Annotated in this window: 21 protein-coding genes; 17 read left to right on the forward strand and 4 right to left on the reverse strand. The window is 45.8% G+C overall.

Annotation, left to right across the window (positions count from 1 at the left end; translation table 11 throughout):
- Positions 1 to 94 precede the first annotated feature (94 nt).
- A complete protein-coding gene (locus MSG38_RS16050) occupies positions 95 to 556 on the reverse strand; it encodes a YbaK/EbsC family protein (RefSeq protein WP_048605859.1) in 462 nt (153 codons plus the stop codon).
- A gap of 4 nt (positions 557 to 560) precedes the next feature.
- A complete protein-coding gene (gene ygfZ / locus MSG38_RS16055; protein WP_248402215.1) occupies positions 561 to 1,532 on the reverse strand; it encodes a tRNA-modifying protein YgfZ in 972 nt (323 codons plus the stop codon).
- Positions 1,533 to 1,699: 167 nt separating this feature from the next.
- On the opposite strand from ygfZ, the gene MSG38_RS16060 reads away from it, so the two are divergent.
- Entirely contained in the window at positions 1,700 to 1,960 is a 261-nt protein-coding gene (locus tag MSG38_RS16060) for a succinate dehydrogenase assembly factor 2 (protein WP_004735374.1), read from the forward strand.
- Entirely contained in the window at positions 1,908 to 2,327 is a 420-nt protein-coding gene (locus MSG38_RS16065) for a protein YgfX (protein ID WP_348983505.1), read from the forward strand. The genes MSG38_RS16060 and MSG38_RS16065 overlap by 53 nt, the downstream gene beginning before the upstream one ends.
- A 135-nt stretch (positions 2,328 to 2,462) precedes the next feature.
- Here the strand turns inward: MSG38_RS16065 and nadB are convergent, their stop codons facing one another.
- Positions 2,463 to 4,079, reverse strand: a complete 1,617-nt coding sequence (gene nadB / locus MSG38_RS16070) for an L-aspartate oxidase (RefSeq protein WP_048605812.1) — start codon at positions 4,077 to 4,079, stop codon at positions 2,463 to 2,465.
- A gap of 389 nt (positions 4,080 to 4,468) precedes the next feature.
- Between nadB and rpoE the strand changes: the two genes are divergently transcribed.
- The 11 genes from rpoE (at position 4,469) to acpS (ending at position 13,888) form a co-directional block, all read left to right on the forward strand.
- Positions 4,469 to 5,047: an RNA polymerase sigma factor RpoE gene (gene rpoE, locus MSG38_RS16075; RefSeq protein ID WP_008223963.1), complete on the forward strand. Its 579-nt coding sequence runs from the start codon at positions 4,469 to 4,471 to the stop codon at positions 5,045 to 5,047.
- A 26-nt stretch (positions 5,048 to 5,073) separates the two neighbouring features.
- A complete protein-coding gene (locus MSG38_RS16080) occupies positions 5,074 to 5,697 on the forward strand; it encodes a sigma-E factor negative regulatory protein (RefSeq protein ID WP_048605810.1) in 624 nt (207 codons plus the stop codon).
- Complete coding sequence (gene rseB / locus MSG38_RS16085; protein WP_248402217.1) at positions 5,694 to 6,656, forward strand: sigma-E factor regulatory protein RseB; 963 nt, start codon at positions 5,694 to 5,696, stop codon at positions 6,654 to 6,656. The genes MSG38_RS16080 and rseB overlap by 4 nt, the downstream gene beginning before the upstream one ends.
- Positions 6,653 to 7,123 (forward strand): SoxR reducing system RseC family protein, encoded by a 471-nt coding sequence (locus MSG38_RS16090; RefSeq protein ID WP_048605807.1) that lies wholly within the window; start codon positions 6,653 to 6,655, stop codon positions 7,121 to 7,123. Before rseB ends, MSG38_RS16090 begins: the two co-directional genes overlap by 4 nt.
- 137 nt (positions 7,124 to 7,260) lie before the next feature.
- Positions 7,261 to 9,054, forward strand: a complete 1,794-nt coding sequence (lepA, locus tag MSG38_RS16095) for a translation elongation factor 4 (RefSeq protein ID WP_017059045.1) — start codon at positions 7,261 to 7,263, stop codon at positions 9,052 to 9,054.
- A 245-nt stretch (positions 9,055 to 9,299) separates the two neighbouring features.
- Positions 9,300 to 10,196 (forward strand): signal peptidase I, encoded by an 897-nt coding sequence (lepB, locus tag MSG38_RS16100; RefSeq protein WP_017066013.1) that lies wholly within the window; start codon positions 9,300 to 9,302, stop codon positions 10,194 to 10,196.
- Between the two features lie 26 nt (positions 10,197 to 10,222).
- Positions 10,223 to 10,900 carry a ribonuclease III gene (gene rnc, locus MSG38_RS16105; protein ID WP_017059043.1) on the forward strand — a complete coding sequence of 226 codons (678 nt, stop codon included), beginning with the start codon at positions 10,223 to 10,225 and terminating at the stop codon, positions 10,898 to 10,900.
- Positions 10,893 to 11,864, forward strand: coding sequence for a GTPase Era (gene era / locus MSG38_RS16110; protein WP_017059042.1), 972 nt, complete (start codon positions 10,893 to 10,895; stop codon positions 11,862 to 11,864). The genes rnc and era overlap by 8 nt, the downstream gene beginning before the upstream one ends.
- A gap of 102 nt (positions 11,865 to 11,966) precedes the next feature.
- Positions 11,967 to 12,695, forward strand: a complete 729-nt coding sequence (recO, locus tag MSG38_RS16115; RefSeq protein ID WP_248402218.1) for a DNA repair protein RecO — start codon at positions 11,967 to 11,969, stop codon at positions 12,693 to 12,695.
- Positions 12,692 to 13,429 (forward strand): pyridoxine 5'-phosphate synthase, encoded by a 738-nt coding sequence (pdxJ, locus tag MSG38_RS16120; RefSeq protein ID WP_048605801.1) that lies wholly within the window; start codon positions 12,692 to 12,694, stop codon positions 13,427 to 13,429. The genes recO and pdxJ overlap by 4 nt, the downstream gene beginning before the upstream one ends.
- A gap of 78 nt (positions 13,430 to 13,507) precedes the next feature.
- A complete protein-coding gene (gene acpS, locus MSG38_RS16125; protein WP_017059039.1) occupies positions 13,508 to 13,888 on the forward strand; it encodes a holo-ACP synthase in 381 nt (126 codons plus the stop codon).
- A 125-nt stretch (positions 13,889 to 14,013) separates the two neighbouring features.
- Here the strand turns inward: acpS and barA are convergent, their stop codons facing one another.
- Positions 14,014 to 16,827 (reverse strand): two-component sensor histidine kinase BarA, encoded by a 2,814-nt coding sequence (barA, locus tag MSG38_RS16130; protein WP_248402219.1) that lies wholly within the window; start codon positions 16,825 to 16,827, stop codon positions 14,014 to 14,016.
- 165 nt (positions 16,828 to 16,992) lie between these two features.
- Between barA and rlmD the strand changes: the two genes are divergently transcribed.
- From rlmD to MSG38_RS16150, 4 genes are all read left to right on the forward strand, one after another.
- Positions 16,993 to 18,312 (forward strand): 23S rRNA (uracil(1939)-C(5))-methyltransferase RlmD, encoded by a 1,320-nt coding sequence (gene rlmD / locus MSG38_RS16135; RefSeq protein ID WP_248402220.1) that lies wholly within the window; start codon positions 16,993 to 16,995, stop codon positions 18,310 to 18,312.
- Between the two features lie 134 nt (positions 18,313 to 18,446).
- Entirely contained in the window at positions 18,447 to 20,669 is a 2,223-nt protein-coding gene (relA, locus tag MSG38_RS16140) for a GTP diphosphokinase (protein ID WP_050634022.1), read from the forward strand.
- A 331-nt stretch (positions 20,670 to 21,000) separates the two neighbouring features.
- Positions 21,001 to 21,798 carry a nucleoside triphosphate pyrophosphohydrolase gene (mazG, locus tag MSG38_RS16145; RefSeq protein WP_048611394.1) on the forward strand — a complete coding sequence of 266 codons (798 nt, stop codon included), beginning with the start codon at positions 21,001 to 21,003 and terminating at the stop codon, positions 21,796 to 21,798.
- A 150-nt stretch (positions 21,799 to 21,948) separates the two neighbouring features.
- The gene (locus MSG38_RS16150) at positions 21,949 to 23,589 is read left to right on the forward strand and encodes a CTP synthase (RefSeq protein WP_017063214.1); all 1,641 of its coding nucleotides are present in this window, start codon (positions 21,949 to 21,951) and stop codon (positions 23,587 to 23,589) included.
- The last annotated feature ends 48 nt before the right edge of the window (positions 23,590 to 23,637 follow it).

Below are 23,637 nucleotides of genomic sequence, written 5' to 3' on the forward strand. Positions count from 1 at the left end.
AATGGTGTGTTCTTCTTATGACGAAGTTCACACTAAAAATGTACTCAATGAAATATTCAAATGAAGTTTGCGAAGCATGATGTGATCGAAACGATCATCGACTGATGTCCGCGACAGTCGGTGCACATAGCGCCATAAGATCATTGAGATCCAGCGCAACGCCAGCCATTCGATCGCCGGAGCTAATGGTCACGGTCGAGTTGTTCTGAATGGAAGGATCAAAAATGATCGGCATGTGTCTCTTTAGAGCAAGCGGGCCAACGCAACCCACTTTAAAGCCAGTGATCGCTTCAACATCAGCGAGCGACACGCAGGTCATTCGACGGCAATTCAATACCGAGCGTACTTTCTTGGGGTCGACAGAGCGATCGCCAGCAGTACAGGCTAACGCATACTGGTTGCCCATATCCTTGAGCAGGATGCACTTCACCATTTGAGAGGCGTCGATGCCTCGCTCTTGTGCGGTTTCTTCAATGCTGGTGGTTGGCTTGCTTTGCATCAGCAGGCGATAGTTCACCTGCTGTTGATCTAGCCATTGTGTAATCAGCGTTTCCACGTGGTTACTCGTCGTCAAGGCTGTACGGCAGTGGCAGGATATTCCATGTTTGATCAGGCTGCGCGGTCAGTCGAAGCTGAACATCGTCATCAAGGTTGTTTGGCAGTACCATCAAACCCATCGCTTGGTTATCAGCAAATTGATAGACGTTTAATAGTCGGCCTGCGCCACGCCAGTTCTCACCCACGCTACGCTCTAGTTCAATTGGGTTCTCTAGAGACAATACTTCTGCTGTCGTTCCTGAAACAATGCGCATTTCACGTTTGTTCATGCCACGGTACTTGGCACGAGCTACCGTTTCTTGACCTGTGTAGCAGCCTTTTGAAAAGCTGATACCACCAATCGCTTGCAGGTTAAGCGCTTGAGGAATGTGCTCGTTTTGCTCTGCTTTCGATAGGTTAGGCTGAGCATCTAGAATTTCATGATATTGCCAAAGTGCTTCTGATACTTTTTCTGCTGAACTACTTGAGACTAAAGTTGCAGCAACTTCTTCCGTAATAAGCAGCGCCCAACGATTGTCAGAGACTTTAACCGCTGTGCCACCAGAGATAGCACGCACGTTACCTTGGCTTTCTGAAATTGAATTAATGTATTGATCCGCAGATGCGCCCATCACACCGATAACAACATCTGTCGTTTGCTCGATATCAACCTTAGAGAACACGGCGTATTTTTTGATTTCGACCAGTTCTACTTCAATCGCAGATTTAGGCTGCATGAGCGCGTAACCGCCATTGTGATGGAACAGGCGGAAGATACTCCATACCTTTCCTTTTGCATCACAGTGCGCGCCTAACGTGGATTCATCATTAGGAAGAGTGACGACATCGCACGTTACTTGACCTTGTAGGTACGACTTTTTGTCATCGCCTATCATGGTAATTGCACTCCAGTCTGACACGTGTGTCATCATCAGTTCTGGAAGGGATTCATTTTGCGTATGAGCGAGTGGCTGAAATGTGTTTTTCCAATCCATTTTATCTTTCCTAAGAATTTTATTTGGCTCTATGTTAATCCGGTTCTGTTTCTTTGTCAGCCTAGGTTTTTTTGTGAGCTTAGATAGGGACTGTGACTCACATAGTAGTTGCAGGGCGTATGACTTGTTACACTCCGAGAAAGAAAAATTATAGGTGAGGATAGCCAATGTACACTGCAGAGCAGAAAGCACGAATTAAATGGGGTTGCCGTCGCGGCATGTTAGAACTTGATGTAGTCATCATGCCATTTTTCGAAGAGTGTTTTGATTCATTGCAAGAGCAGGAACAGCGCGAGTTTGTTTCTCTGTTAGAGTGTGATGACCCAGATTTGTTTACTTGGGTAATGGGACACGGACGCAGTGAAAACCTAGGCCATGCATCAATGGTTGATAAAATTGTCGCACACAACCTCAGCAAGGTTCGTTAAGCTTCAGCTTAACCCTTCGTATTCCGCATTATTTGCAAAAGGCACTATTTTTGGGTGCCTTTTGTTTTTCATCGTCCTGTCTTCTATCCCGCTTGCCGCCAGCCTTTATTGCTTAGCTTTAATGATTCGCTTGTTCAGAAACAACCATGTGATTCTAAATAGTGCGCATGGGCGTTTTGATTACAAGGAGGATGGTGATATTCGACTCAATGACCGAACTTACCGACTCAAGTCCGTTGATAAGATCTGGGCGCAGTTCTTCGTTAAATTGCAGTTTGAATGTGGGTATTCGGTACTGCTTTGGCGAGACAGTTGTTGCGATCGCGAATATCGTCATTTTCTGGCGAACTTACAACGAGCACGCTAGAGAAGCCAAACTATTCGATGAAAGAAAGTATTAGATAAAAGAAAGCGTTAGACAAAAGAAAAGGGAGCACTCGGCTCCCTTTCGTTTAATCATTTTCCGCTGATGGCTAATTCGCTAAGCACGTTTAACCAATTATTATGCTTGGCGTTTCTCTGGCGTCAGAATCGTTGGGCCACTGTCTTCAGCAAGTTCAGGGTAATCCAACGTGTAGTGAAGGCCGCGGCTCTCTTTACGTTGCATTGCACAACGAACCATTAGCTCTGCCACTTGTAGCAAGTTACGTAGTTCTAATAAGTTATTCGAAACCTTGAAGTAGCTGTAGTACTCATGAGTTTCTTGTTGCAGCATCTGAATACGACGCAATGCACGCTCTAGTCGTTTATCCGTTCGAACAATGCCCATGTAATCCCACATGAACAGGCGCAGTTCGTGCCAATTGTGTTGAATGATAACTTCTTCATCACTGTTGGTGACCTGGCTTTCATCCCATGCAGGCAGTTCAGCGCACAATTGAGATTGGTCGATGTTCTCAACGATATCTTTTGCTGCTGCCCATGCGTAAACCACACACTCAAGCAGTGAGTTAGAAGCCATACGGTTTGCACCGTGTAAGCCTGTGTAGCTCACTTCGCCAATCGCATACAAGTTCGTTAGGTCGGTTTGACCCTGCTTATTAACCATGACACCACCACAGGTGTAGTGAGCAGCTGGCACGATAGGGATCGGCTCTTTGGTCATATCGATACCCAAGTCCATCAAGCGAGTGTGGATCATAGGGAAGTGCGCTGTGATGAATTCTTCAGGCTTGTGGCTGATATCAACATACATACAGTCGGCACCCAAGCGCTTCATTTCGAAGTCAATTGCACGAGCAACCACATCACGTGGCGCCAGTTCACCGCGCTCATCGAAGTCCTTCATAAAGCGAGAGCCATCTGGACGACGCAAGTAGGCACCTTCACCACGCAGTGCTTCCGTTAGCAGGAAGTTACGCGCTTCTGGGTGGAATAAACACGTTGGGTGGAACTGGTTGAACTCAAGGTTTGCCACACGACAACCCGCACGCCAAGCGATAGCAATTCCATCACCTGAAGAGACATCTGGGTTAGAGGTGTATTGGTAAACCTTTGAAGCGCCGCCTGTTGCTAATACAACAAACTTAGCGCGCACGGTTTCAACATGTTCTTGGTTACGGTTCCAAATGTAGGCACCGATCACCTTGTCTTTTGAACCACCAATCTTATCTTCCGTGATCAAATCCAGCGCATTGTGGCGCTCGAAGATCTCGATATTTGGGTGGTTGTTGACGTTATCTTGTAGTGAGGTTTGCATCGCCATGCCAGTTGCATCGGCAGCGTGCAGAATTCTGCGGTGACTGTGGCCACCCTCACGAGTGAGGTGATATTTTGGTTGGCCTTCGGTGCTGTTCTCATCTTTATCAAATGGAACACCACCATCAATCAGCCATTGCACACACTCTTTCGCATTTTCGGCAATGAATTGAACTGTATCTTCTTCGCATAACCCAGCCCCAGCTATTTGAGTGTCCTCTACATGAGACTCAATACTGTCCGACTCATCGAACACCGCGGCGATACCACCTTGTGCGTAATACGTCGATCCTTCGCTGCGTGGTCCTTTGCTTAATACAATTACTTTTGCATGTTCTGCTACGCGTAAGGCTAATGACAAGCCTGCCGCACCACTTCCTACCACTAATACATCACACTGATGTTCACGGTTTGCGTTCATAAAACTTATTAAATCCCGGGCTATAGTCGAGTTGTCCACTCTCAATTGACTTTGTCTTGTTTTAGGAGTTTGGCTAAGACTGTTATAATCTCTCCAGAGTCATCCTTAAACGCTATGCAAAATCAATATATAGACAGCTATCTAGAAATATTTAATTGCTCAATACCATTGCTTTTGCTCAAGTTTCCCCAAATTGATAGGGATAGCTATTTTTATTACATCACATTGTGAAACAATAATGGCAAATAATTTTAAGAAAGTTGGAACTTTCGGTATTTGGCTTAGTCACAATAGTGCTCTTGTAGACGGTGGTGTCAATACTACATTTCGCATAATTAGTACCCATATCTGTGAAGGTGAGGGTTATAACAATAGGAGTACCCGCTCGAATGAACGAGCAGCTAACCGATCAAGTGTTGATTGAGCGAGTTCAGAGTGGAGATAAGCAGGCATTTAACTTACTAGTGGTTAAGTATCAAAACAAAGTTTGTAATCTTATCTCTCGATACGTGAATAATTCTGGTGATGTACCTGATGTAGCACAAGAAGCTTTTATTAAAGCTTACCGCGCGATACCTAACTTTCGTGGCGAGAGTGCCTTCTATACATGGTTGTACCGAATTGCCGTGAACACCGCTAAAAATCATATCGTTGCCCAAAGCCGTAGGCCGCCAGCAACAGATGTAGATGCAGAAGATGCAGAATATTACGAAACAGGCAGCGCGTTAAAAGAAATATCGAACCCTGAGAACTTAACGCTGTCAAAAGAATTGAAACAAGTCGTTTTTGGAGCGATTGAAGCGCTACCAGAAGACTTAAAAACTGCAATGACGTTGCGAGAGCTCGAAGGTTTGAGCTACGAAGAGATTGCAGAAGTAATGGATTGCCCTGTAGGAACCGTACGTTCGCGTATTTTCCGAGCTCGTGAAGCGGTGGAAAAGAAAATTAAACCTCTTTTGCAACGCTAGAACTTGTAATAATTATGGTGAAAATAATGGCTGATAAAGAAAAGCTTTCGGCACTCATGGATGGTGAAACGATCGATAAAGCTCTCATTGTAGATCTCGAATCCGATCAAGAAAGCATGGATACCTGGCAGAGTTACCATTTAATTGGTGATGTTATGCGTGGGGATGCGCCAGAAACTCCAGAGTGGAACATTGCTAATAGTGTAGCGGCAGCGCTTGAGAACGAGCCTGCACATGGTTCAATGTCGAACCTGCACCAAGTGAATGTTGAACCTACTGTTGCTCCAATTGAAGAGCAACCTAAACCTCAGCAAGCGAAGCGTCAGCTTCCGGCGTGGTTACAACAGTTTGGACAAGTTGCCGTCGCAGCGTGTGTTTCATTAGCGGTTGTTTTAGGTGTTCAACAATATGGTGGCAGCGACCCTGCAGCACCAGAGCAGTTGCCTGTACTCCAGACGATTCCATTTGCGGGTTCTGCGGAACCAGTAAGCTTAACGCGTGACTCTGTTGAGAAACCAGCATCTGAAGCTAACTTGCAAGAGCAGCGTAAACGCGTTCATGCAATGCTAGAAGATTATGAGCTGCAGCTAAGATTAAACAGTGATGCATCGCCAATGCAAGATGCACATCTAGAATCGGACATTGAATGAAGAAAATCCTGGTCAGTGCACTGACACTGTTCAGCTTGATGTCTCCAACAGCCTTTGCAGAGGAAACCACTGCAAAGGCCTTGTTGCATCAAATGAACGAGGCCAGTCAGCATCTAAATTACGAACTCTCCTACATTTTGATAAAGAAGAGCAGTATTGAGCCTCTTGTTTATCGCCATGCGGTTAACGACGACCAACAACTTGCACACCTTGTTTATCTAAGCGGCCCTGTTCGTGAAGTCATTCGACGTGGCAACGAAGTTAGCTACATCGAACCGGGTACAGAGCCATTTACGATTCAGTCTGGCAGCATGGTTGCACCTGTTATTCCGATGATTAATCGAGATATCGAATCTCTGAATCAGTACTACGACTTTGTGAAAGTTGGGCGCTCTCGTGAAGCAGGTAGCACAACTCAAGTGCTGCGTGTCGTGCCGAAAGACGGCCTTCGCTATTCTTACGTGGTTTGGGTCGACGAAAAAACGAGTCTTCCTTTGCGTGCCGACCTTTTGGATCGTGATGGCGAAGTGCTTGAACAGTACCGCACTATCTCTTACGTGGTGAGCGATAAGATAGCTGAGGCAATGGGTGGCTTGAACCAAGCTCAATTGCCGAAAGTTTTATCACTGCCGGAAGGCTTAGTGAGTGAAACTAACTGGCAAGCGTCGTGGATTCCTGAAGGGTTTAAGTCAAAAGAGCTTAGCCGCTATCAAATGGCTGCGACCGATAAAATGGTTGAAAGCCAGCTTTTCAGTGATGGATTGTTTAGTTTTTCGGTTTATATCGCTGAAAAAGACGAGCATTCATTGAAAGGGCAGCTAGTACGTCAAGGGCGCAGAACCTTGCACAGCTTAGTGATTGGCGACAAAGAGATCTCAGTGGTTGGTGACATTCCGCCAGCAACTGCAAAACGTATCGCTCAGTCAGTTACATTCAATAAATCGGTACAAGCGCAATGATGACCGCGTTGGCGACCGTTAGCTCGGTTGAACAAAAAGGTAAGCAATATTTTGTTCAACTGAGCTGCGAACAACAAACCAGTTGCAGCAGCTGTTCTTCTCAAAAAAGCTGCGGAACGGGTATTGTGACTAAGGCTGTTGGTAATAAATCTTTGTTTTGGCAGCTTAAAACCAAAAGCTTAGTTAAAGCAGGCCAAATCGTAGAAATTGGCTTTCCAGAAAAAAGCCTACTTCAATCGGCGGCGATTGTTTATCTCATCCCACTTTTCATGCTGATGATTGGTGCTGGTTTTGGACAACTCTTGTTGCAACCCTTACTCCAAGGGGGCGAGGGTATTGTTATCTTAAGTGCAGCACTGTTTACTGCTGGTGGAATTGCCTTAGCGAAGCGGTTAGCCAAACCCATGGAAGACAAATCCAAGCAAGAAGTCGTCTTGATTCGAATCCTAGGTGAGTCTCTCGTCTAATTTATGATGCTTCTTGCCCTTAAATTGGGTAGAATCTGCCAACTTGATTGAAATGCCGCCACCAATGCTGACTGTAGATTGGACGCGTCGCGGCTTTCTTATTATCCCTATTCAAAGAGTTTAGTCACACCAAGCCTATGAAGCACATTCGTAATTTTTCGATTATCGCCCACATCGACCACGGTAAGTCGACCCTTTCTGACCGCTTAATCCAAGTTTGTGGAGGACTAAGTGAACGTGAGATGGCAGCTCAAGTCCTCGATTCTATGGATATAGAACGCGAGCGTGGTATTACAATTAAAGCGCAGAGTGTGACTTTAGATTACAAAGCTAAAGATGGTGAAACTTACCAACTTAACTTTATCGACACTCCTGGACACGTAGACTTCTCTTACGAAGTATCTCGTTCTCTAGCGGCTTGTGAAGGCGCACTACTTGTAGTGGATGCTGGCCAAGGTGTTGAAGCTCAAACTCTAGCAAACTGTTACACAGCAATCGAAATGGAACTGGAAGTAGTGCCAATCTTGAACAAGATTGACTTACCTGCTGCTGAACCTGAGCGTGTTGCTGAAGAAATCGAAGAGATCGTTGGCATCGATGCGATGGAAGCGACTCGCTGTTCTGCGAAAACAGGTTTGGGTGTTGATGATGTTCTAGAAAACATCGTAACGGCAATCCCGCCACCGGAAGGTGATCCTGAAGCGCCTCTACAAGCGTTGATCATTGACTCTTGGTTCGATAACTACCTTGGCGTAGTTTCTTTGGTTCGTATCAAAAACGGTAAGCTGAAGAAGAACGACAAGATCAAAGTAATGTCGACAGACCAAGTATGGGGTGTTGACCGTCTAGGCATCTTCACGCCTAAGCAAATCGATACTACAGAGCTAAATACTGGCGAAGTAGGTTGGGTTGTTTGTGGTATTAAAGACATCCTAGGTGCACCAGTTGGTGATACGTTGACGCTTGCAAAAGGCGGCAGCACTGAACGTCTACCTGGTTTCCAAAAAGTGAAGCCTCAGGTATACGCAGGTCTATTCCCTGTATCATCTGATGATTACGAAAACTTCCGTGACGCGTTAGGCAAACTAAGCCTGAACGATGCATCACTGTTCTTCGAACCAGAAAGTTCAGCAGCACTTGGTTTTGGTTTCCGTTGTGGCTTCTTAGGAATGCTTCACATGGAGATCATCCAAGAGCGTCTAGAGCGTGAGTACGACCTAGACCTAATCACAACTGCTCCAACAGTAGTGTATGAAGTTGTAAAAACAGATAAAACCGTTCTGTACGTTGATAGCCCGGCTAAACTGCCAGCGGTTAATGACCTAGAAGAAATTCGTGAGCCAATTGCACGCTGTAATATCCTGGTACCTTCGGATTACCTAGGTAATGTAATCACACTGTGTGTTGAGAAGCGTGGCGTACAAGTAGACATGGTTTACCACGGTAACCAAGTTGCTGTGACATACGATCTTCCTATGGCAGAAGTCGTTCTCGACTTCTTCGACCGTCTGAAGTCAACGTCTCGCGGTTACGCATCATTGGATTACAACTTCCAACGTTACGAGCCATCAAACATGGTACGTGTAGACGTATTGCTGAATGGCGAAACGGTTGATGCACTAGCGATCATTACGCACAAAGATATTGCTCAGTCTCGTGGTCGTCTACTGGTAGAGAAGATGAAAGAATTCATCCCTCGTCAGATGTTCGATATCGCGATACAAGCAGCGATTGGTAACCACATCATTGCTCGTTCTACAGTGAAACAACTGCGTAAGAACGTAATCGCAAAATGTTATGGTGGTGATATCAGTCGTAAGAAGAAACTTCTTAAGAAACAAAAAGAAGGTAAGAAGCGTATGAAGCAGATCGGTAACGTTGAACTGCCTCAAGAAGCTTTCCTTGCAATCCTTCACGTTGGAAAAGACTAGGTATCAATCGCACTAACTATCTGCTGAATATTACTGGTTAGAATCGTTTATTTCTTTGTTGCAAAGATTGCAATTAGGCCCACTAGTCACTGCACTTTGCGCCTCGAACTAAACGATTTTTCCTGCGTAATCTTCCCAGCATTTAGTCAGCATGATTGATACAAATTAGAAATATTAAGCAGAGTGAAAGAGTTATGCTCTTTCACTTTCGTTATTTTTAAAGAAATGAAATTTAAGGGATATCAATGGCTAATACATTTTCGCTTATCTTAGTGATCGTAACTCTAGTGACCGGCATTGTATGGGCGTTGGAAAAGTTTGTGTGGGCGAAGAAGCGCCAGCAAAAACTTGCTGACGTTGAAGCACAATCGAATGGCCTAGACGCTGAAACCAGCGCAAAAGTTACGGCTCAGCCTTGGTGGGTTGAGAATAGTGTGTCCATTTTCCCGGTAATTGCATTTGTTTTGATCTTGCGTTCATTCATCTATGAACCGTTTCAAATCCCTTCTGGCTCGATGATGCCAACCCTTTTGGTTGGTGATTTCATCTTGGTAGAGAAGTACGCGTACGGTCTAAAAGACCCAGTATGGCGCACTCAATTGGTAGAAACAGGCAAGCCAGAACGCGGTGACTCAATCGTATTTAAGTACCCACCTCAGCCAAACATCGACTACATTAAGCGTGTTGTTGGTATGCCAGGCGACACGATTCGCTACAGCAGTCGTAAAGAGATCTGCATTCAGGCGAAAGGTACAAGTAGCTGTGAACCAGTGAAACTAAGTAATGTTGAAGAGAGCCAATTTATTCAAGATGGTGTGCCTCTGATTCAGCTGAACGAACAGCTTGGAGACGTAGAGCACCAAATTTTAGTTAATCCATTACGCCGTGATCGTGTGCAAGCATATCAGCCTCGCAATGGTGTTAACGAGTGGGTCGTTCCAGAAGGCCAGTACTTTGTGATGGGTGATAACCGTGACAACAGTGCTGATAGCCGTTACTGGGGCTTTGTCCCTGAAGCAAACCTTGTTGGTAAGGCCGTTGCTATTTGGATCAGCTTCGAATTCGAACGCGGTTCAGACAGTGTACTTCCAACATGGATTCCTACTGGTGTGCGTTTTAATCGCATCGGTGGGATTCATTAATCGATCACATAACACATCGAGAGAGCATGAATTCTCCAATTGATAAACTAGAGAGAAAGATTGGCTATCAGTTTAATGATGCCGATCTTATCCACTTGGCGCTGACTCACCGCAGCGCCGCAGGTAAACATAACGAACGTCTTGAGTTTCTGGGCGATTCAATTTTAAGTTTTGTTATCGCTGATGATCTTTACCACCGTTTTCCTAAGGTAAACGAAGGTGATATGAGCCGCATGCGCGCAACATTAGTACGTGGTCATACATTGGCAGAACTAGGTCGTGAATTCGAACTAGGAGATTACTTAAAATTAGGTCCAGGTGAGTTGAAGAGTGGCGGTTTCCGTCGTGATTCTATTCTAGCGGATGCGGTTGAAGCGATCATCGGCGCTGTCTATTTAGATAGTGATACCGAAACGGTTCGCGGCATTATTTTAAGCTGGTACCAATCTCGCCTAGATGCAATTCAGCCTGGAGTATCTCAAAAAGATCCGAAAACTCGCCTACAAGAGTTTTTGCAAGGTCGAAGAAATCCTCTACCTGTCTACACAGTGACTAATATTAAAGGTGAAGCACACAACCAAGAGTTTACGGTTGAGTGTGAAGTGGCAGGTGTGGATAAACCTGTTATCGGTAAAGGCACTAGCCGCCGCAAGGCAGAACAAGCGGCTGCTGAAACAGCATTAGAGCAACTAAGCAATGTCTGATAACAACCAAGATTTCGATATCGATGCATTCTTTTCATCTGATAGCAAAAAAACAGGCCTACCGGAAAACCAACACTGTGGCTTCATCGCTATTGTCGGTCGCCCAAACGTAGGTAAGTCGACGCTTCTGAACCATATTCTGGGTCAGAAGATTTCTATTACATCACGTAAACCACAGACGACACGTCACCGTATTATGGGCGTTGAAACTGAGGGTGATTATCAAGCGATCTTTGTTGATACTCCTGGACTTCATATTGAAGAAAAGCGTGCCATCAACCGCTTGATGAACCGTGCGGCGAACAGCTCACTGAGTGATGTGAACCTAGTATTCTTCCTTGTCGATGGTACTCACTGGACTGACGACGATGAGATGGTTCTGAACAAACTGAAGAAGACTGACTTCCCAGTTGTACTTTGCATCAACAAAGTAGATAACGTGCAAGACCGTACTAACGTGATGCAGCACATGATGGAAGTCTCTAAGAAGATGGACTTCATTGACGTTGTGCCAATCTCTGCGAAGCAAGGTAAAAACATTGATGTGCTGCGTAAGCACGTACGTGAGCATTTACCTAAAGCGACACACCACTTCCCTGAAGAATACGTGACAGATCGCTCGCAACGTTTTATGGCCTCTGAAATTATCCGTGAAAAGCTGATGCGCTTTACGGGTGATGAGCTACCTTACTCGGTAACGGTTGAAATCGAACGTTTCGATTACAACCCAGATAACGATGGCTTCCACATCAATGCACTGATTCTTGTTGAGCGTACAGGTCAGAAGAAAATGGTGATTGGTAAAGCAGGCGAGAAGATCAAAACGATTGGTCGTGAAGCGCGTATCGATATGGAAGAGCTATTCGGCCGTAAGGTTTACCTAGAGACTTGGGTCAAGGTTAAATCTGGCTGGGCTGATGATGAGCGTGCACTTCGCTCGTTAGGCTACATCGACGATCTATAATATATTGAACGTCACTTTCTGAGATTAAGAAAGTTGAACTGAAGATAAATCCAAGAGAGAGTGCGAACTCTCTCTTTTTGTATCTGTAATAAGGGTAAGTGATTGAGCGAAGGGTTACAGCGATGCTTTGTGTTGCACCGTCGACCATACAGTGAGTCGAGCCTGATCTTGGACGTCTTCAGCGAAGAGTTCGGTCGGGTGACGTTGATGTCTAAAGGCGCTCGCAGCAAGCGTTCCAATTTGAAAGGTGCATTACAACCTTTTACGCCGCTACTGCTGAAGTGGTCTGGTAATGGTTCAATGAAAACCTTACGCCAAGCTGAACCGATTAGCTTGGGGCTTCCTCTCGCCGGTATTAATCTGTATTCAGCCATGTACGTGAACGAGCTTATCGGTCGCGTATTGATGGCAGAAGTACCGATGCCTGCACTTTTTCACGACTATCTTCATGCTTTAACAGAGCTGGCGCATAATGATAACCCTGAGCCAGCCCTGCGTCGCTTTGAGCTGGCTCTATTATCCGCTATGGGTTATGGCGTCGACTTTTTACACTGCGCGGGCACTGGCGAAGCGATCGATCCGAGCATGACTTATCGCTATCGAGAGCAGAAAGGTTTCATCGCTTCGGTACGTCGAGACAACCTGACTTTTATGGGCGATGAACTTATCGCAATCAGTGAACGTAGGTTTATCACTAAAGAGCAGTTAAAAGCGGCAAAACGCTTTACACGCATAGCCTTAAAGCCGTATCTTGGCGGCAAACCATTAAAAAGTAGAGAGCTATTTATGCCAACAATAGCCCTCTCTAGAGCACGGAGTATTGGAAAATGAGCTCAATCCTTTTAGGCGTTAATATCGACCATATTGCAACACTACGTAATGCACGTGGTACTAAATACCCAGATCCAGTACACGCAGCTGAAATTGCTGAACGTGCGGGTGCTGACGGCATTACTGTTCACCTGCGTGAAGACCGTCGTCATATCGTTGACCGCGATGTACGTATTCTGGCTGAAACACTTCAAACTCGTATGAATTTGGAGATGGCAGTAACGGATGAGATGGTTCAAATTGCCCTCGATACTAATCCTGAGTTTGTTTGTCTGGTTCCAGAGAAGCGTGAAGAGCTAACCACTGAAGGTGGCTTGGACGTGGTTGGTCAACTTGAAAAGATCAAAGCGGCGACGGAAAAACTGTCTGCTGCTGGCATTAAGGTGTCTCTGTTTATCGATGCTGACCGTGAGCAAATCGACGCAGCAAAAGCGTGTGGCGCACCGTTCATTGAACTGCACACTGGCCATTATGCCGATGCTAAAACAGAAGAAGACCAACAAGACGAGCTGAAAAAGATTGCTGCAGGCGCAAGCTACGCGGACGATCTTGGTATCACAGTCAATGCGGGTCATGGTCTGACTTACCACAACGTCGCACCGATTGCGGCACTTCCAGAGATCTACGAGCTGAACATCGGTCACTCAATCATGGGACGTGCAGTGTTTGATGGTTTGAACAAAGCCGTTGCAGACATGAAAGCCGTGATGGAAACAGCACGCAACAACGCTTAGTTTTCTAAATCGTAAGCGTTAAGTCGTAAGCGACGAATTAGTAGAATTAATAGATAGAAGTTTAGTAGTAGGGTAAGCATGGCTGTTGTTGGATTAGGTACAGATATCGCAGAAATTGAGCGTGTTGAAAAGGCATTATCACGAAGTGGTGACGCTTTTGCTCAGCGTATTTTGACCGATTCTGAATTTGAAGTATTCCAGCAACTCAAGCAAAAAGGGCGTTACCTTGCAAAACGTTTTGCTGCCAAAGAAGCGGCATCTAAGGCGTTGGGCACGGGGATCGCGCTGGGTGTGACTTTCCACGACTTTGAGATTTCAAACGATGAGCATGGCAAGCCAGTTCTGAGCCTGCATAAAAAAGCGCGTGAAATCGCAGAGGCGAACGGCACAACATCAATTCATCTTACTATCTCGGATGAGCGTCACTACGCAGTGGCAACGGTGTTACTCGAATCGTAAACAGATTATCGCTACTTTATATCTAGTGCTCTTGGCTCTAGACAGAAAAAAGCAGAGCTCATGAGCTCTGCTTTTTTATTAGCGGGTAAACCCTCTAACGAATACTGGTGAGTAACAAGTGCCCGCTAGGTCTTCGCATGTTTCAAGTAATGAATCGCGGTTGCTTGAACCTTATCTAATTCATCCTGAAGCTCGAAAAGCTCCGGTTCAATGTCTTCAACAGAAGTGCCTGAACGCAGCTCTTTCTCTATCGTCGCACATACCGATTTTAGTCTTGGTACACCGCTGTACGAGCTGCTGCCATGCATCTTGTGGATGATGTGTATCAGCTCTTCAACGGGGTAGTCACTGTCTTCTATCGCTTTGTCTGCTGCCTCATACACCTCTGGAATAAAGTCTACGAGCATTTGCAGCATATCGCGTGCGAGGTCTTCTTTATTGGCGGCTTGTTTCATCGCAGCTTGCCAATCAATGATGATGTTTGTGTGCACGCTGGCTTCAGTTTCTGACACCGGACCGTTGTCGACTTCAGCAGAGACCGCTGGGTGGTCTGGATCTATTTTTTCGATGTGCTCAACCTCAGAGGTCGGGCTCCAATGAATCAGAACCTGCTGTAAAACATGCTCTTCAATAGGTTTGGTTAGATAGTCATCCATGCCCGCTTCAAGCAGTCGGTCACGTTCGCCAATCATTGCATGCGCGGTCACGGCAATCACAGGCGTATCTGCATTGTTCGCCAGTTTTTTGATGTTCTGACAAGCGGTCACACCGTCCATCTGTGGCATTTGAATATCCATGAAGACGATATCAAATGGCGTCTCTGTCGCTTTGTCTATCGCCTGCTGACCACTGGTACAACTGATGACGGTTTCTACTCGCTCTTTGAGCAGTGCGGTGATCAGTTTTAGGTTGGCTGGGTTGTCGTCGACCGCCAATACCGTAAGCGGAAGCTTCTCTTCTGAATGTGTTTCAATCGCTGGTGCAATCAAGGTTGGTGCCTGATTCGATACCAGAGTTTGCAGTAACTTCTTACGAGAAAGAGGTTTAGTGATGCACTGAACATCGACCTCTTTCATTAGTTGCTCACCTAACGCTAGCTCGGTACTTGGTGTACCAATAATCACGTTTTGAGCAATCTTCTTCGCACCGATCGCCCAACCACTTACAGTATCAAATTGATATTCTTGGTTGGCGGCGAGGTTCAGCAGAACGTAGTCATACGAGGTGGTCTCGTCTGGCATCACCGAACGATACGTTACCACTAAGCCTTCTTGAGTTAGGATTTGCTGAGTAATCGATGCCGCTTGCATGTTTGGCTCGATAAGCAGCAGTTGTTTGTCTTGCAGACATTGCGTCTCAATCAGCTCTGTCATCGGCATATCAGTCGTTGATAGTCTTAAGGTGAACCAGAAGGTTGAGCCTTGGTGAAGACGACTGGTTAGGCTGATCTCTCCGCCCATTTGGCTGACCAGTTTTTGGGTGATAACCAGACCTAAGCCTGTACCACCATAACGACGAGAGATACTTGCATCGGCTTGACTGAAGGCTTGGAAAAGCTGAGCTTGTTGACGCTCCGAGATACCAATACCCGTATCGCGGACCATGAATTGCAGCTCGATGTTGTCTTCGCTTTGTGAACGCAGCTCAACGCTGATATCAATGTTGCCGCGCTCGGTAAACTTGATTGAGTTACCAACAAGGTTGGTTAGGATTTGCTGAATACGCAGTGGATCACCCACCACGCCTGGCGGTACTTTTGGATCGATCTTAAGGGTCAGCTCTAGGCCCTTCTCATGAGCGTTGGTTGCTTGAAGGTTTACTACCTCTTCAAGGCTGGCTTGGAATTCAAATGGGATGTTTTCTAGGGCTAACTTACCGGCTTCAAGTTTCGAGAAGTCCAAGATATCGTTGATGATGCTAAGCAGGTTGTTTGCTGAGCGTTCAATGGTTTGCAGGTAATCGGTTTGACTGTTCGATAGGTGAGTCTTGAGCATCTGACGAGTAAAGCCAATCACACCGTTCAGAGGCGTTCTCAGTTCGTGAGACATATTCGCTAAGAACTCAGATTTAACACGAGCCGCTTCTTGCGCGCGTTTCTTCGCGATGTCTAACTCAACGTTTTGAATCTCAAGCTGTTCAAGAGTTTCACGTAAATCTGATGTGGCTTGGTCGATACTGTGCTGCATCTCGACGTGATATTCTGATAGTGATACCGCCATCGCGTTGATACCGTTTTTCAGCGAGTCTAGCTCACCATGCATCTTACCTTCGATACGTACATCTAGGTGACCACGACGAATGCGGTCGACCATGTTTTTCATGTGCGTGATCGGTTGGGTTACGTCGTGCATTAAGCGGAACGCAAACACGCCCGACAAACCAAGCCCGAGAATCAACACTAAGAATGCAGAGAACACTTCTTGATATTGCTGCAATCGAAGTGATGACAGATCTAACTCAATCGCAATATAGCCGATCGCTTGGTTGGCTTGAGACTGACCGTTGGCTGAGTTGATGTACTGGCCTTCGGCGATGATAGGTGTCCGCAGGATCAGCGTGTTATCGAGCAGGTTCGATGAGCTTAAATGCGGGATCGGTTTATCTTTGGGGTAGGTTAGGCTTTCAAAATCGGGGTGGAAGTTTGAGGTTACAAACAACTCATGACGTTCATCAAACACCGCGATACTGCGCACCAGCTTAGAATTCTTTCGATGCGCATAGCTAATAAGCTGACGAACAGACTCTCGACTTTCGAGCTTCATGCCTGATTCACTCGCAATCGCAAGTGGCTCAATGATGCTAGTACCAGTGTTAACCACCTGACCCTCAAGGTCTTGATAGCGGTTAAATGAGAAAAATGCACTCAATAGCAACCCAATAATCAGGGTTGGAGCTAGAGTTAAGGTAATTACACGGGCTCTTAAGCCATATCTGGTCATGTTCTTTAATTACATCGAGGTCTGGATATGGGAAAATAACGCACACAATGGCGGTTAAGTGAACGGTAAGCTTAATCAAAGCCGTGACGTTCGACAATGATTCCAAGACATAATAGTGAGTCCTGGATACCAATTACTTATTAAAAGATACATTAGGCACAAGCAATGGCACGTTTTTTCCAACCAAAAAAGAAAACTCAACTCGAGACCAAGCATCAATCGGTTTTGGTTGAACGAATGGATCACAATGGCGCTGGCATCGCTTATCAAAAGAATAAACCGGTTTTCATTGATGGCGCATTGCCCGGTGAGCAGGTGGTTATTCAACTTACTGAGAGCAAAAGTAAGTTTTCGCGAGCTAAGCTCATCAAGTTATTGAAGTCGAGCGAGCAGCGTTTAAAGCCGTTTTGTAAGCACTTTAATAAGTGTGGTGGCTGTCACCTTCAACACCTTGGTTACTCTTCTCAGGTTGAGCATAAATCGCAATCTCTGACCCATCTGATGGGCCAATACCAAACGGCCAACACTGAAGTTGCACAGCCTATTGTCGGTGATGAAACCGGTTATCGACGTCGCGCACGTATCAGCCTATTTGTGGATAAAAAGACACAGCAGCTTCAGTTTGGTTTCCGTAAGAAGCAGAGTAAGCAGATTGAAAATATCACCGACTGTGCCGTGCTTGATCCTCGCCTCAATGTATTGCTGCCAAAACTGAAAAATTTACTGAATACTTTCAACAGCCTTACGTCTTTAGGACACGTTGAATTGGTGTTGGGCGATACTGGCCCTGTTATGGTGCTACGTCACCTTAAGCCTTTGGTTGAAAAAGATGAGCAAGCGCTGATTGCGTTAGCAAAAGAAGAAGGCGCTACTCTGTACTCGATGCCTGAAACCGATAAGTTGGTTCGCTTAGTCGGCGATGCACCTTCTTATAGTGAAACTGGCGTGACGTTACCTTTTGAGCCAAACCACTTTATCCAAGTAAACCAGAAAGTGAATCAGCAGATGGTGGCTCAAGCGATTGAGTGGCTAGAGCCTCAAGCGGATGAGCGAGTGCTCGACCTATTTTGTGGTCTCGGTAACTTCAGTTTGCCTATCGCGCAACAATCGGCGTTTGTGGTTGGTGTAGAAGGCGTTGATGAAATGGTTCAGCAAGCCATATCTAATGCAGCGTTAAACCAGTTAAGTAATACGGAATTTTACCAAGCTAACCTTGAAGAAGACTTATCTTCACAGCCTTGGGCAAAAGAGAAATTCGATAAAGTATTGCTGGACCCGGCACGTGCGGGAGCGAGTGGGATCGTTGATCAAATTTCAGCGTTAGGAGCGAAGCGTGTGGTTTATGTTTCGTGTAATCCTGCTACTCTAGCTAGAGATTCTGAGAGCTTAGAAAAACAAGGCTATCAATTAGCCAAACTGGGTATGTTGGACATGTTCCCACACACCAGTCATCTCGAATCGATGGCTCTCTTTATCAAGGCTTAGAGGCCCTTAAACAAGGCTTCAAATGAATCACAAAGGCGCAGGGAAGCCTGCGCTGATATCAATATGGTCGAACTAACTTGGAACCAGTTAGTCATATTGAATTGGGTATAAAACATAATAACTAGGAAGGCATGATGGTTGCGGTACGAAGCGCACATTTAAACCCAAGCGAACAGTTTGAGCTAGAAAGTTGGATTGCGTCATTGAATCAAGACGCAAAAACCTCGAATAAACTGATTAAAGTTTATCGTCACTGTGAAGAACTTTTAAAAGATCACGAGCAAGCATCGCTCTTGCTTTGGCGTGGCCGTGAGATGATCGAAATCTTGGTCACCTTGTCCATGGACCGTGCCACTTTAATTGCTGCACAACTTTTCCCCGTCGTCTCAAGCGGCGTTTTTGAGCGCGAAGCGTTTGAAGAAAGCTACGGTAAAGAAACCGTAAAGTTGATCGATGGCGTTGAAGAAATGGCGGCCTTAGGCCAGTTAAACGTGACTCTTGAAGGCAGTGCTGCCTCGGGTCAAGTTGATAACGTTCGCCGTATGTTACTGGCAATGGTCGACGACTTCCGCTGCGTAGTCATCAAACTCGCTGAACGAATCTGTAACCTTATCGAGGTAAAAAAAGCCCCTGATGCTGTGCGTCGCGCGGCCGCAAAAGAGTGTTCTAACATCTACGCTCCGCTCGCTAACCGTTTAGGTATTGGTCAGCTTAAGTGGGAAATCGAAGATTATGCGTTCCGCTACCAACAGCCAGACACCTACAAGCAGATTGCTAAACAGCTGTCTGAACGTCGCATCGTACGTGAACAATACATCACAGACTTCGTTGATGACTTAACGGCGGAAATGAACCGTTCAAGCATCAATGCAGAAGTGAGCGGTCGACCAAAACATATCTACAGCATCTGGCGTAAGATGCAGAAGAAAGGTTTGGACTTCGATGAGCTTTTTGACGTACGTGCGGTACGTATCATCGCCGACCAGCTTCAAGACTGCTATGCCGGTCTAGGCGTGGTTCACACCAAATACAAACATCTACCAAGTGAATTTGATGATTATGTGGCGAACCCTAAGCCAAATGGTTACCAGTCTATTCACACCGTGGTTCTTGGCCCTGAAGGCAAGACCATTGAGATTCAGATCCGTACCAAGCAAATGCACGAAGATTCTGAGTTGGGTGTCGCTGCGCACTGGAAGTACAAAGAAGGTGCTTCAAGCGGGCGCAGTGGTTACGACGAGAAAATCACTTGGTTGCGTAAACTTATCGATTGGCAAGAAGAGATGTCGGATTCTGGCGAGATGCTGGATGAAGTTCGTAGCCAAGTATTCGATGATCGCGTATATGCCTTTACACCGCGCGGTGATGTGGTCGATTTACCTATGGGTGCAACCCCACTGGACTTCGCTTACCACATCCACTCGATGGTTGGACACCGCTGTATCGGTGCCAAAGTAGCAGGCCGGATCGTACCGTTTACCCATAAATTATCGATGGGTGATCAGGTTGAAATCATTACTCAGAAAGAACCGAACCCATCACGTGATTGGTTAAACCCAACCACAGGTTTTGTTCATTCAGGCCGTGCTCGCGCGAAAATCAACGCATGGTTCCGCGCGCAAAGCCGAGAGAAAAACCTCGAAGCGGGTCGAGACATCCTTGAGGCGGAACTTGCGAAAGTGGGTGCAACCTTAAAAGATGCCGACCAATACGCGCTAAGACGCTTTAACGTCAACACGCCAGATGAGCTCTATGCTGGTATTGGCAGTGGCGACTTACGTATTAACCAAGTGGTTAATCACATTAATGCGTTGGTGAATAAGCCTACGGCAGAAGAAGAAGACAAGAAAGCGCTCGAGAAACTGCTTGAGTCGGAAAACAAGCCAGCACAACAGAGTCGTCCTAAGAAAGATGCGGTAGTGGTTGAGGGCGTTGATAACTTAATGACGCACCTAGCGCGTTGCTGTCAGCCAATTCCAGGTGATGTGATTAAAGGTTACATCACTCAAGGTCGTGGTATCTCAGTGCACCGCGCTGACTGTGAACAGCTAGGCGAGCTAAGTGTGCATGCGCCAGAACGTATCATTGATACTGTTTGGGGCAATGGCTTTGTCGGTTCATACATCCTAACGCTGCGTGTTGAAGCGCTAGAACGTAATGGCTTGTTAAAAGACATCACCTCACTGTTCTCGAACGAGAAGATCAGCGTGACCACAATGAAGAGCCGTATCGACTACAAGCGTCAGCTGTCGGTAATGGATTTCGATTTGGAAGTGACCAATATTGAAATTCTGAGTCGCGTGACCAGCCGAGTTGAGCAAATCAAAGATGTCATGAGTGTCAAAAGACTAGGATAGTTTTTACGTCGTACTTAGCTTTCTAACTGCGTTAATTTCACTTATTTCACTCCATCACATAGGCAAGCTATGCTCAGGAGCCTCATAAGTTTACTGCCTTGTTAGAAAAACTAATTACTTAGTAAAAAAAGATAGCTGTCATTCCCTACTGTGAGGGACGAACGTGATAGGGAATCTCGTAAAGCGATTTGAGATCCCCAACTCGCTCATTCTTCGCTCTTGAGGATGACGGAAAGAATAGAAAGGTGAGTGGTTTTGGCTGCTCACCTTTTTTAGTTTTAGAAGACGTTATAAATTTAAAAATCAAAGACAGTGAATAGGAAAAAAAACAATGAATCACCCGATTGAACAACTTGAACAGATCATGACTAAGCTGCGCGATCCAGAAGGTGGCTGTCCTTGGGATTTGAAACAAAATTTTGAAACAATTGTGCCGCATACTATCGAAGAAACCTACGAGGTGGTGGACGCGATTCACAACAAAGATTGGCCGAACCTACAAGAAGAACTGGGTGACCTGCTATTTCAGGTGATTTTTTACAGCCAACTCGCCAAAGAGCAAGGGCTATTTGAGTTCTCTGATGTGGTCGATGGCATCAATGAGAAGCTAACGCGCCGCCATCCGCATGTGTTTTCTGATACCGAGTTTGCGAGCGATGAAGAAATTAATGCCAACTGGGAAGCTGAAAAAGCCAAAGAAAAAGCTCAGGCAGGCAAAACTCAAGAAAGTATTCTAGACTCAATACCAAACTCTCTACCTGCGCTTTCACGTGCTACAAAGATTCAAAAGCAGGTAGCGAAATATGGCTTTGATTGGGACTCTATTGGTCCAGTAGCTAATAAGGTTTTAGAGGAAGTCGATGAGGTGCTGGAAGAGGCACTTCAAGTGACGCCAAACGAAGATTTGGTTGAAGAAGAGTTGGGAGACTTGCTGTTTGCGACGGTCAATTTGGTACGACATTTGGGTAAAAATCCAGAGTCGGCGCTCAATAAAGCTAATCTGAAGTTCTCACGTCGCTTTAAAGGGGTGGAACAAAAAGTTCGTCAGCAAGATAAAATTTTGACCGATTTTTCACTACAACAGCTTGATTCCATGTGGGATGAAGTCAAGGTGGCGGAGAAAAGATAACCAAAGCTTTTATCATGAATTGATTTGAAGCAAAAAATAAAAAATAGCAGTGTGATAGATTTCACGTTGTGGCGATAAGGGGCTTCTGGTATATTTTCATCCCGTCCAGAAGTAGTCCATTTCCCTCATTCAACCAATTTCAGGTTAAACATGACGACAAATTACATTTTTGTTACTGGCGGGGTTGTATCCTCTCTAGGTAAAGGTATTGCTGCAGCATCTCTTGCGGCTATTTTAGAAGCTCGTGGTCTTAAAGTGACTATGATGAAGCTTGACCCTTACATCAACGTTGATCCAGGCACTATGAGCCCGACTCAGCACGGTGAAGTGTTCGTTACGGAAGATGGCGCTGAAACAGACCTTGACCTTGGTCACTATGAGCGATTCATTCGCACCAAGATGACTAAGCGTAACAACTTCACTGCAGGTCGTGTTTACTCAGACGTACTCGCTAAAGAGCGTCGCGGTGATTACCTAGGTGCAACTATTCAGGTTATCCCACACATCACTAACTCGATCAAAGAGCGTGTAATTTCTGGCGCAGCTGGCCACGATATCGCGATCGTTGAAGTTGGTGGTACGGTTGGTGATATCGAATCTCTACCATTCATGGAAGCGATTCGTCAGCTAGCAGTAGAACTAGGCCGTGAACGCGCAATGTTCATGCACCTTACTCTAGTGCCATACCTAGCAGCTGCGGGCGAAGTGAAAACTAAGCCAACGCAACACTCTGTAAAAGAGCTACTGTCTATTGGTATTCAGCCAGACATCCTAGTTTGTCGTTCAGACCGCAACATTCCTTCGAACGAGCGTAAGAAAATTGCTCTGTTCTGTAATGTGCAAGAAAATGCAGTTATTTCTATGCGCGATGTTGACTCTATCTACAAGATCCCTCAGCTTATTAAAGCTCAAGGCACTGATGAACTTGTATGTAAGCGTTTCGGCATTACCGCTCCAGAAGCAGACCTGTCTGAATGGGAACAAGTAATTTACGAAGAAGCTAACCCAACGGGTGAAGTGACGATTGGTATGGTTGGTAAGTACATTGAACTACCAGACGCATACAAATCAGTAAATGAAGCGCTAAAACACGCGGGCTTGAAAAATCGCCTAAGCGTTAATATTAAATACGTAGATTCACAAGACGTTGAGTCTCGTGGCGTAGAAGTTTTAGAAGGCCTAGATGCAATCCTAGTTCCTGGTGGCTTTGGTGACCGTGGTGTTGAAGGTAAGATTCTTGCTGCTCAATACGCTCGTGAAAACAAAGTACCGTACTTAGGTATCTGTCTAGGTATGCAAGTAGCACTTATCGAGTACGCTCGTAACGTTGCGAAAATGGAAGGGGCACACTCTTCTGAATTCTGTACTGAAACTAAGTACCCAGTTGTTGGTCTTATCACTGAGTGGACTGATGGCGAAGGTAAAGTTGAAGAGCGTACAGAAACATCTGACCTTGGCGGCACAATGCGTCTTGGTTCACAGCTTTGTCACCTAGCGAAAGGGACGAAAGCTTACGAATTATACGGTAGCGCGACGATCCATGAACGTCACCGTCACCGTTACGAAGTGAACAACAATCTTCGTCCACAAATCGAAAAAGCGGGCCTAAAAGTATCGGGTCTATCTGCGGACAAGAAACTGGTTGAAGTTATTGAGAACCCGAACCACCCATGGTTCGTTGCTGCTCAATTCCACCCAGAGTTCACTTCAACACCTCGCGATGGTCACCCATTGTTTGCAGGTTTCGTTAAAGCGGCTGGCGAGTTCCAGCGCGGCGAGTTAGAGAAGTAAAAAGGAATACAGGTAGCTGCGTAAGTTGTGCTGCTACCTTTAAATTTG

Source organism: Vibrio sp. 1CM24A, from assembly GCF_023161725.1.
GTDB lineage: Bacteria > Pseudomonadota > Gammaproteobacteria > Enterobacterales > Vibrionaceae > Vibrio > Vibrio coralliirubri.

Bases quoted from the DNA above. Each gene is read 5' to 3' on its own strand.
- mazG (WP_048611394.1), top strand. From the start codon at position 21,001: ATGAATCACCCGATTGAACAACTTGAACAGATCATGACTAAGCTGCGC.
- nadB (WP_048605812.1), bottom strand. From the start codon at position 4,079: ATGAACGCAAACCGTGAACATCAGTGTGATGTATTAGTGGTAGGAAGT.
- rlmD (WP_248402220.1), top strand. From the start codon at position 16,993: ATGGCACGTTTTTTCCAACCAAAAAAGAAAACTCAACTCGAGACCAAG.
- MSG38_RS16065 (WP_348983505.1), top strand. From the start codon at position 1,908: ATGCATCAATGGTTGATAAAATTGTCGCACACAACCTCAGCAAGGTTC.
- MSG38_RS16090 (WP_048605807.1), top strand. From the start codon at position 6,653: ATGATGACCGCGTTGGCGACCGTTAGCTCGGTTGAACAAAAAGGTAAG.
- MSG38_RS16060 (WP_004735374.1), top strand. From the start codon at position 1,700: ATGTACACTGCAGAGCAGAAAGCACGAATTAAATGGGGTTGCCGTCGC.
- barA (WP_248402219.1), bottom strand. From the start codon at position 16,827: ATGACCAGATATGGCTTAAGAGCCCGTGTAATTACCTTAACTCTAGCT.
- lepB (WP_017066013.1), top strand. From the start codon at position 9,300: ATGGCTAATACATTTTCGCTTATCTTAGTGATCGTAACTCTAGTGACC.
- acpS (WP_017059039.1), top strand. From the start codon at position 13,508: ATGGCTGTTGTTGGATTAGGTACAGATATCGCAGAAATTGAGCGTGTT.
- relA (WP_050634022.1), top strand. From the start codon at position 18,447: ATGGTTGCGGTACGAAGCGCACATTTAAACCCAAGCGAACAGTTTGAG.
- rnc (WP_017059043.1), top strand. From the start codon at position 10,223: ATGAATTCTCCAATTGATAAACTAGAGAGAAAGATTGGCTATCAGTTT.
- rpoE (WP_008223963.1), top strand. From the start codon at position 4,469: ATGAACGAGCAGCTAACCGATCAAGTGTTGATTGAGCGAGTTCAGAGT.
- pdxJ (WP_048605801.1), top strand. From the start codon at position 12,692: ATGAGCTCAATCCTTTTAGGCGTTAATATCGACCATATTGCAACACTA.
- rseB (WP_248402217.1), top strand. From the start codon at position 5,694: ATGAAGAAAATCCTGGTCAGTGCACTGACACTGTTCAGCTTGATGTCT.
- lepA (WP_017059045.1), top strand. From the start codon at position 7,261: ATGAAGCACATTCGTAATTTTTCGATTATCGCCCACATCGACCACGGT.
- MSG38_RS16150 (WP_017063214.1), top strand. From the start codon at position 21,949: ATGACGACAAATTACATTTTTGTTACTGGCGGGGTTGTATCCTCTCTA.
- MSG38_RS16080 (WP_048605810.1), top strand. From the start codon at position 5,074: ATGGCTGATAAAGAAAAGCTTTCGGCACTCATGGATGGTGAAACGATC.
- era (WP_017059042.1), top strand. From the start codon at position 10,893: ATGTCTGATAACAACCAAGATTTCGATATCGATGCATTCTTTTCATCT.
- ygfZ (WP_248402215.1), bottom strand. From the start codon at position 1,532: ATGGATTGGAAAAACACATTTCAGCCACTCGCTCATACGCAAAATGAA.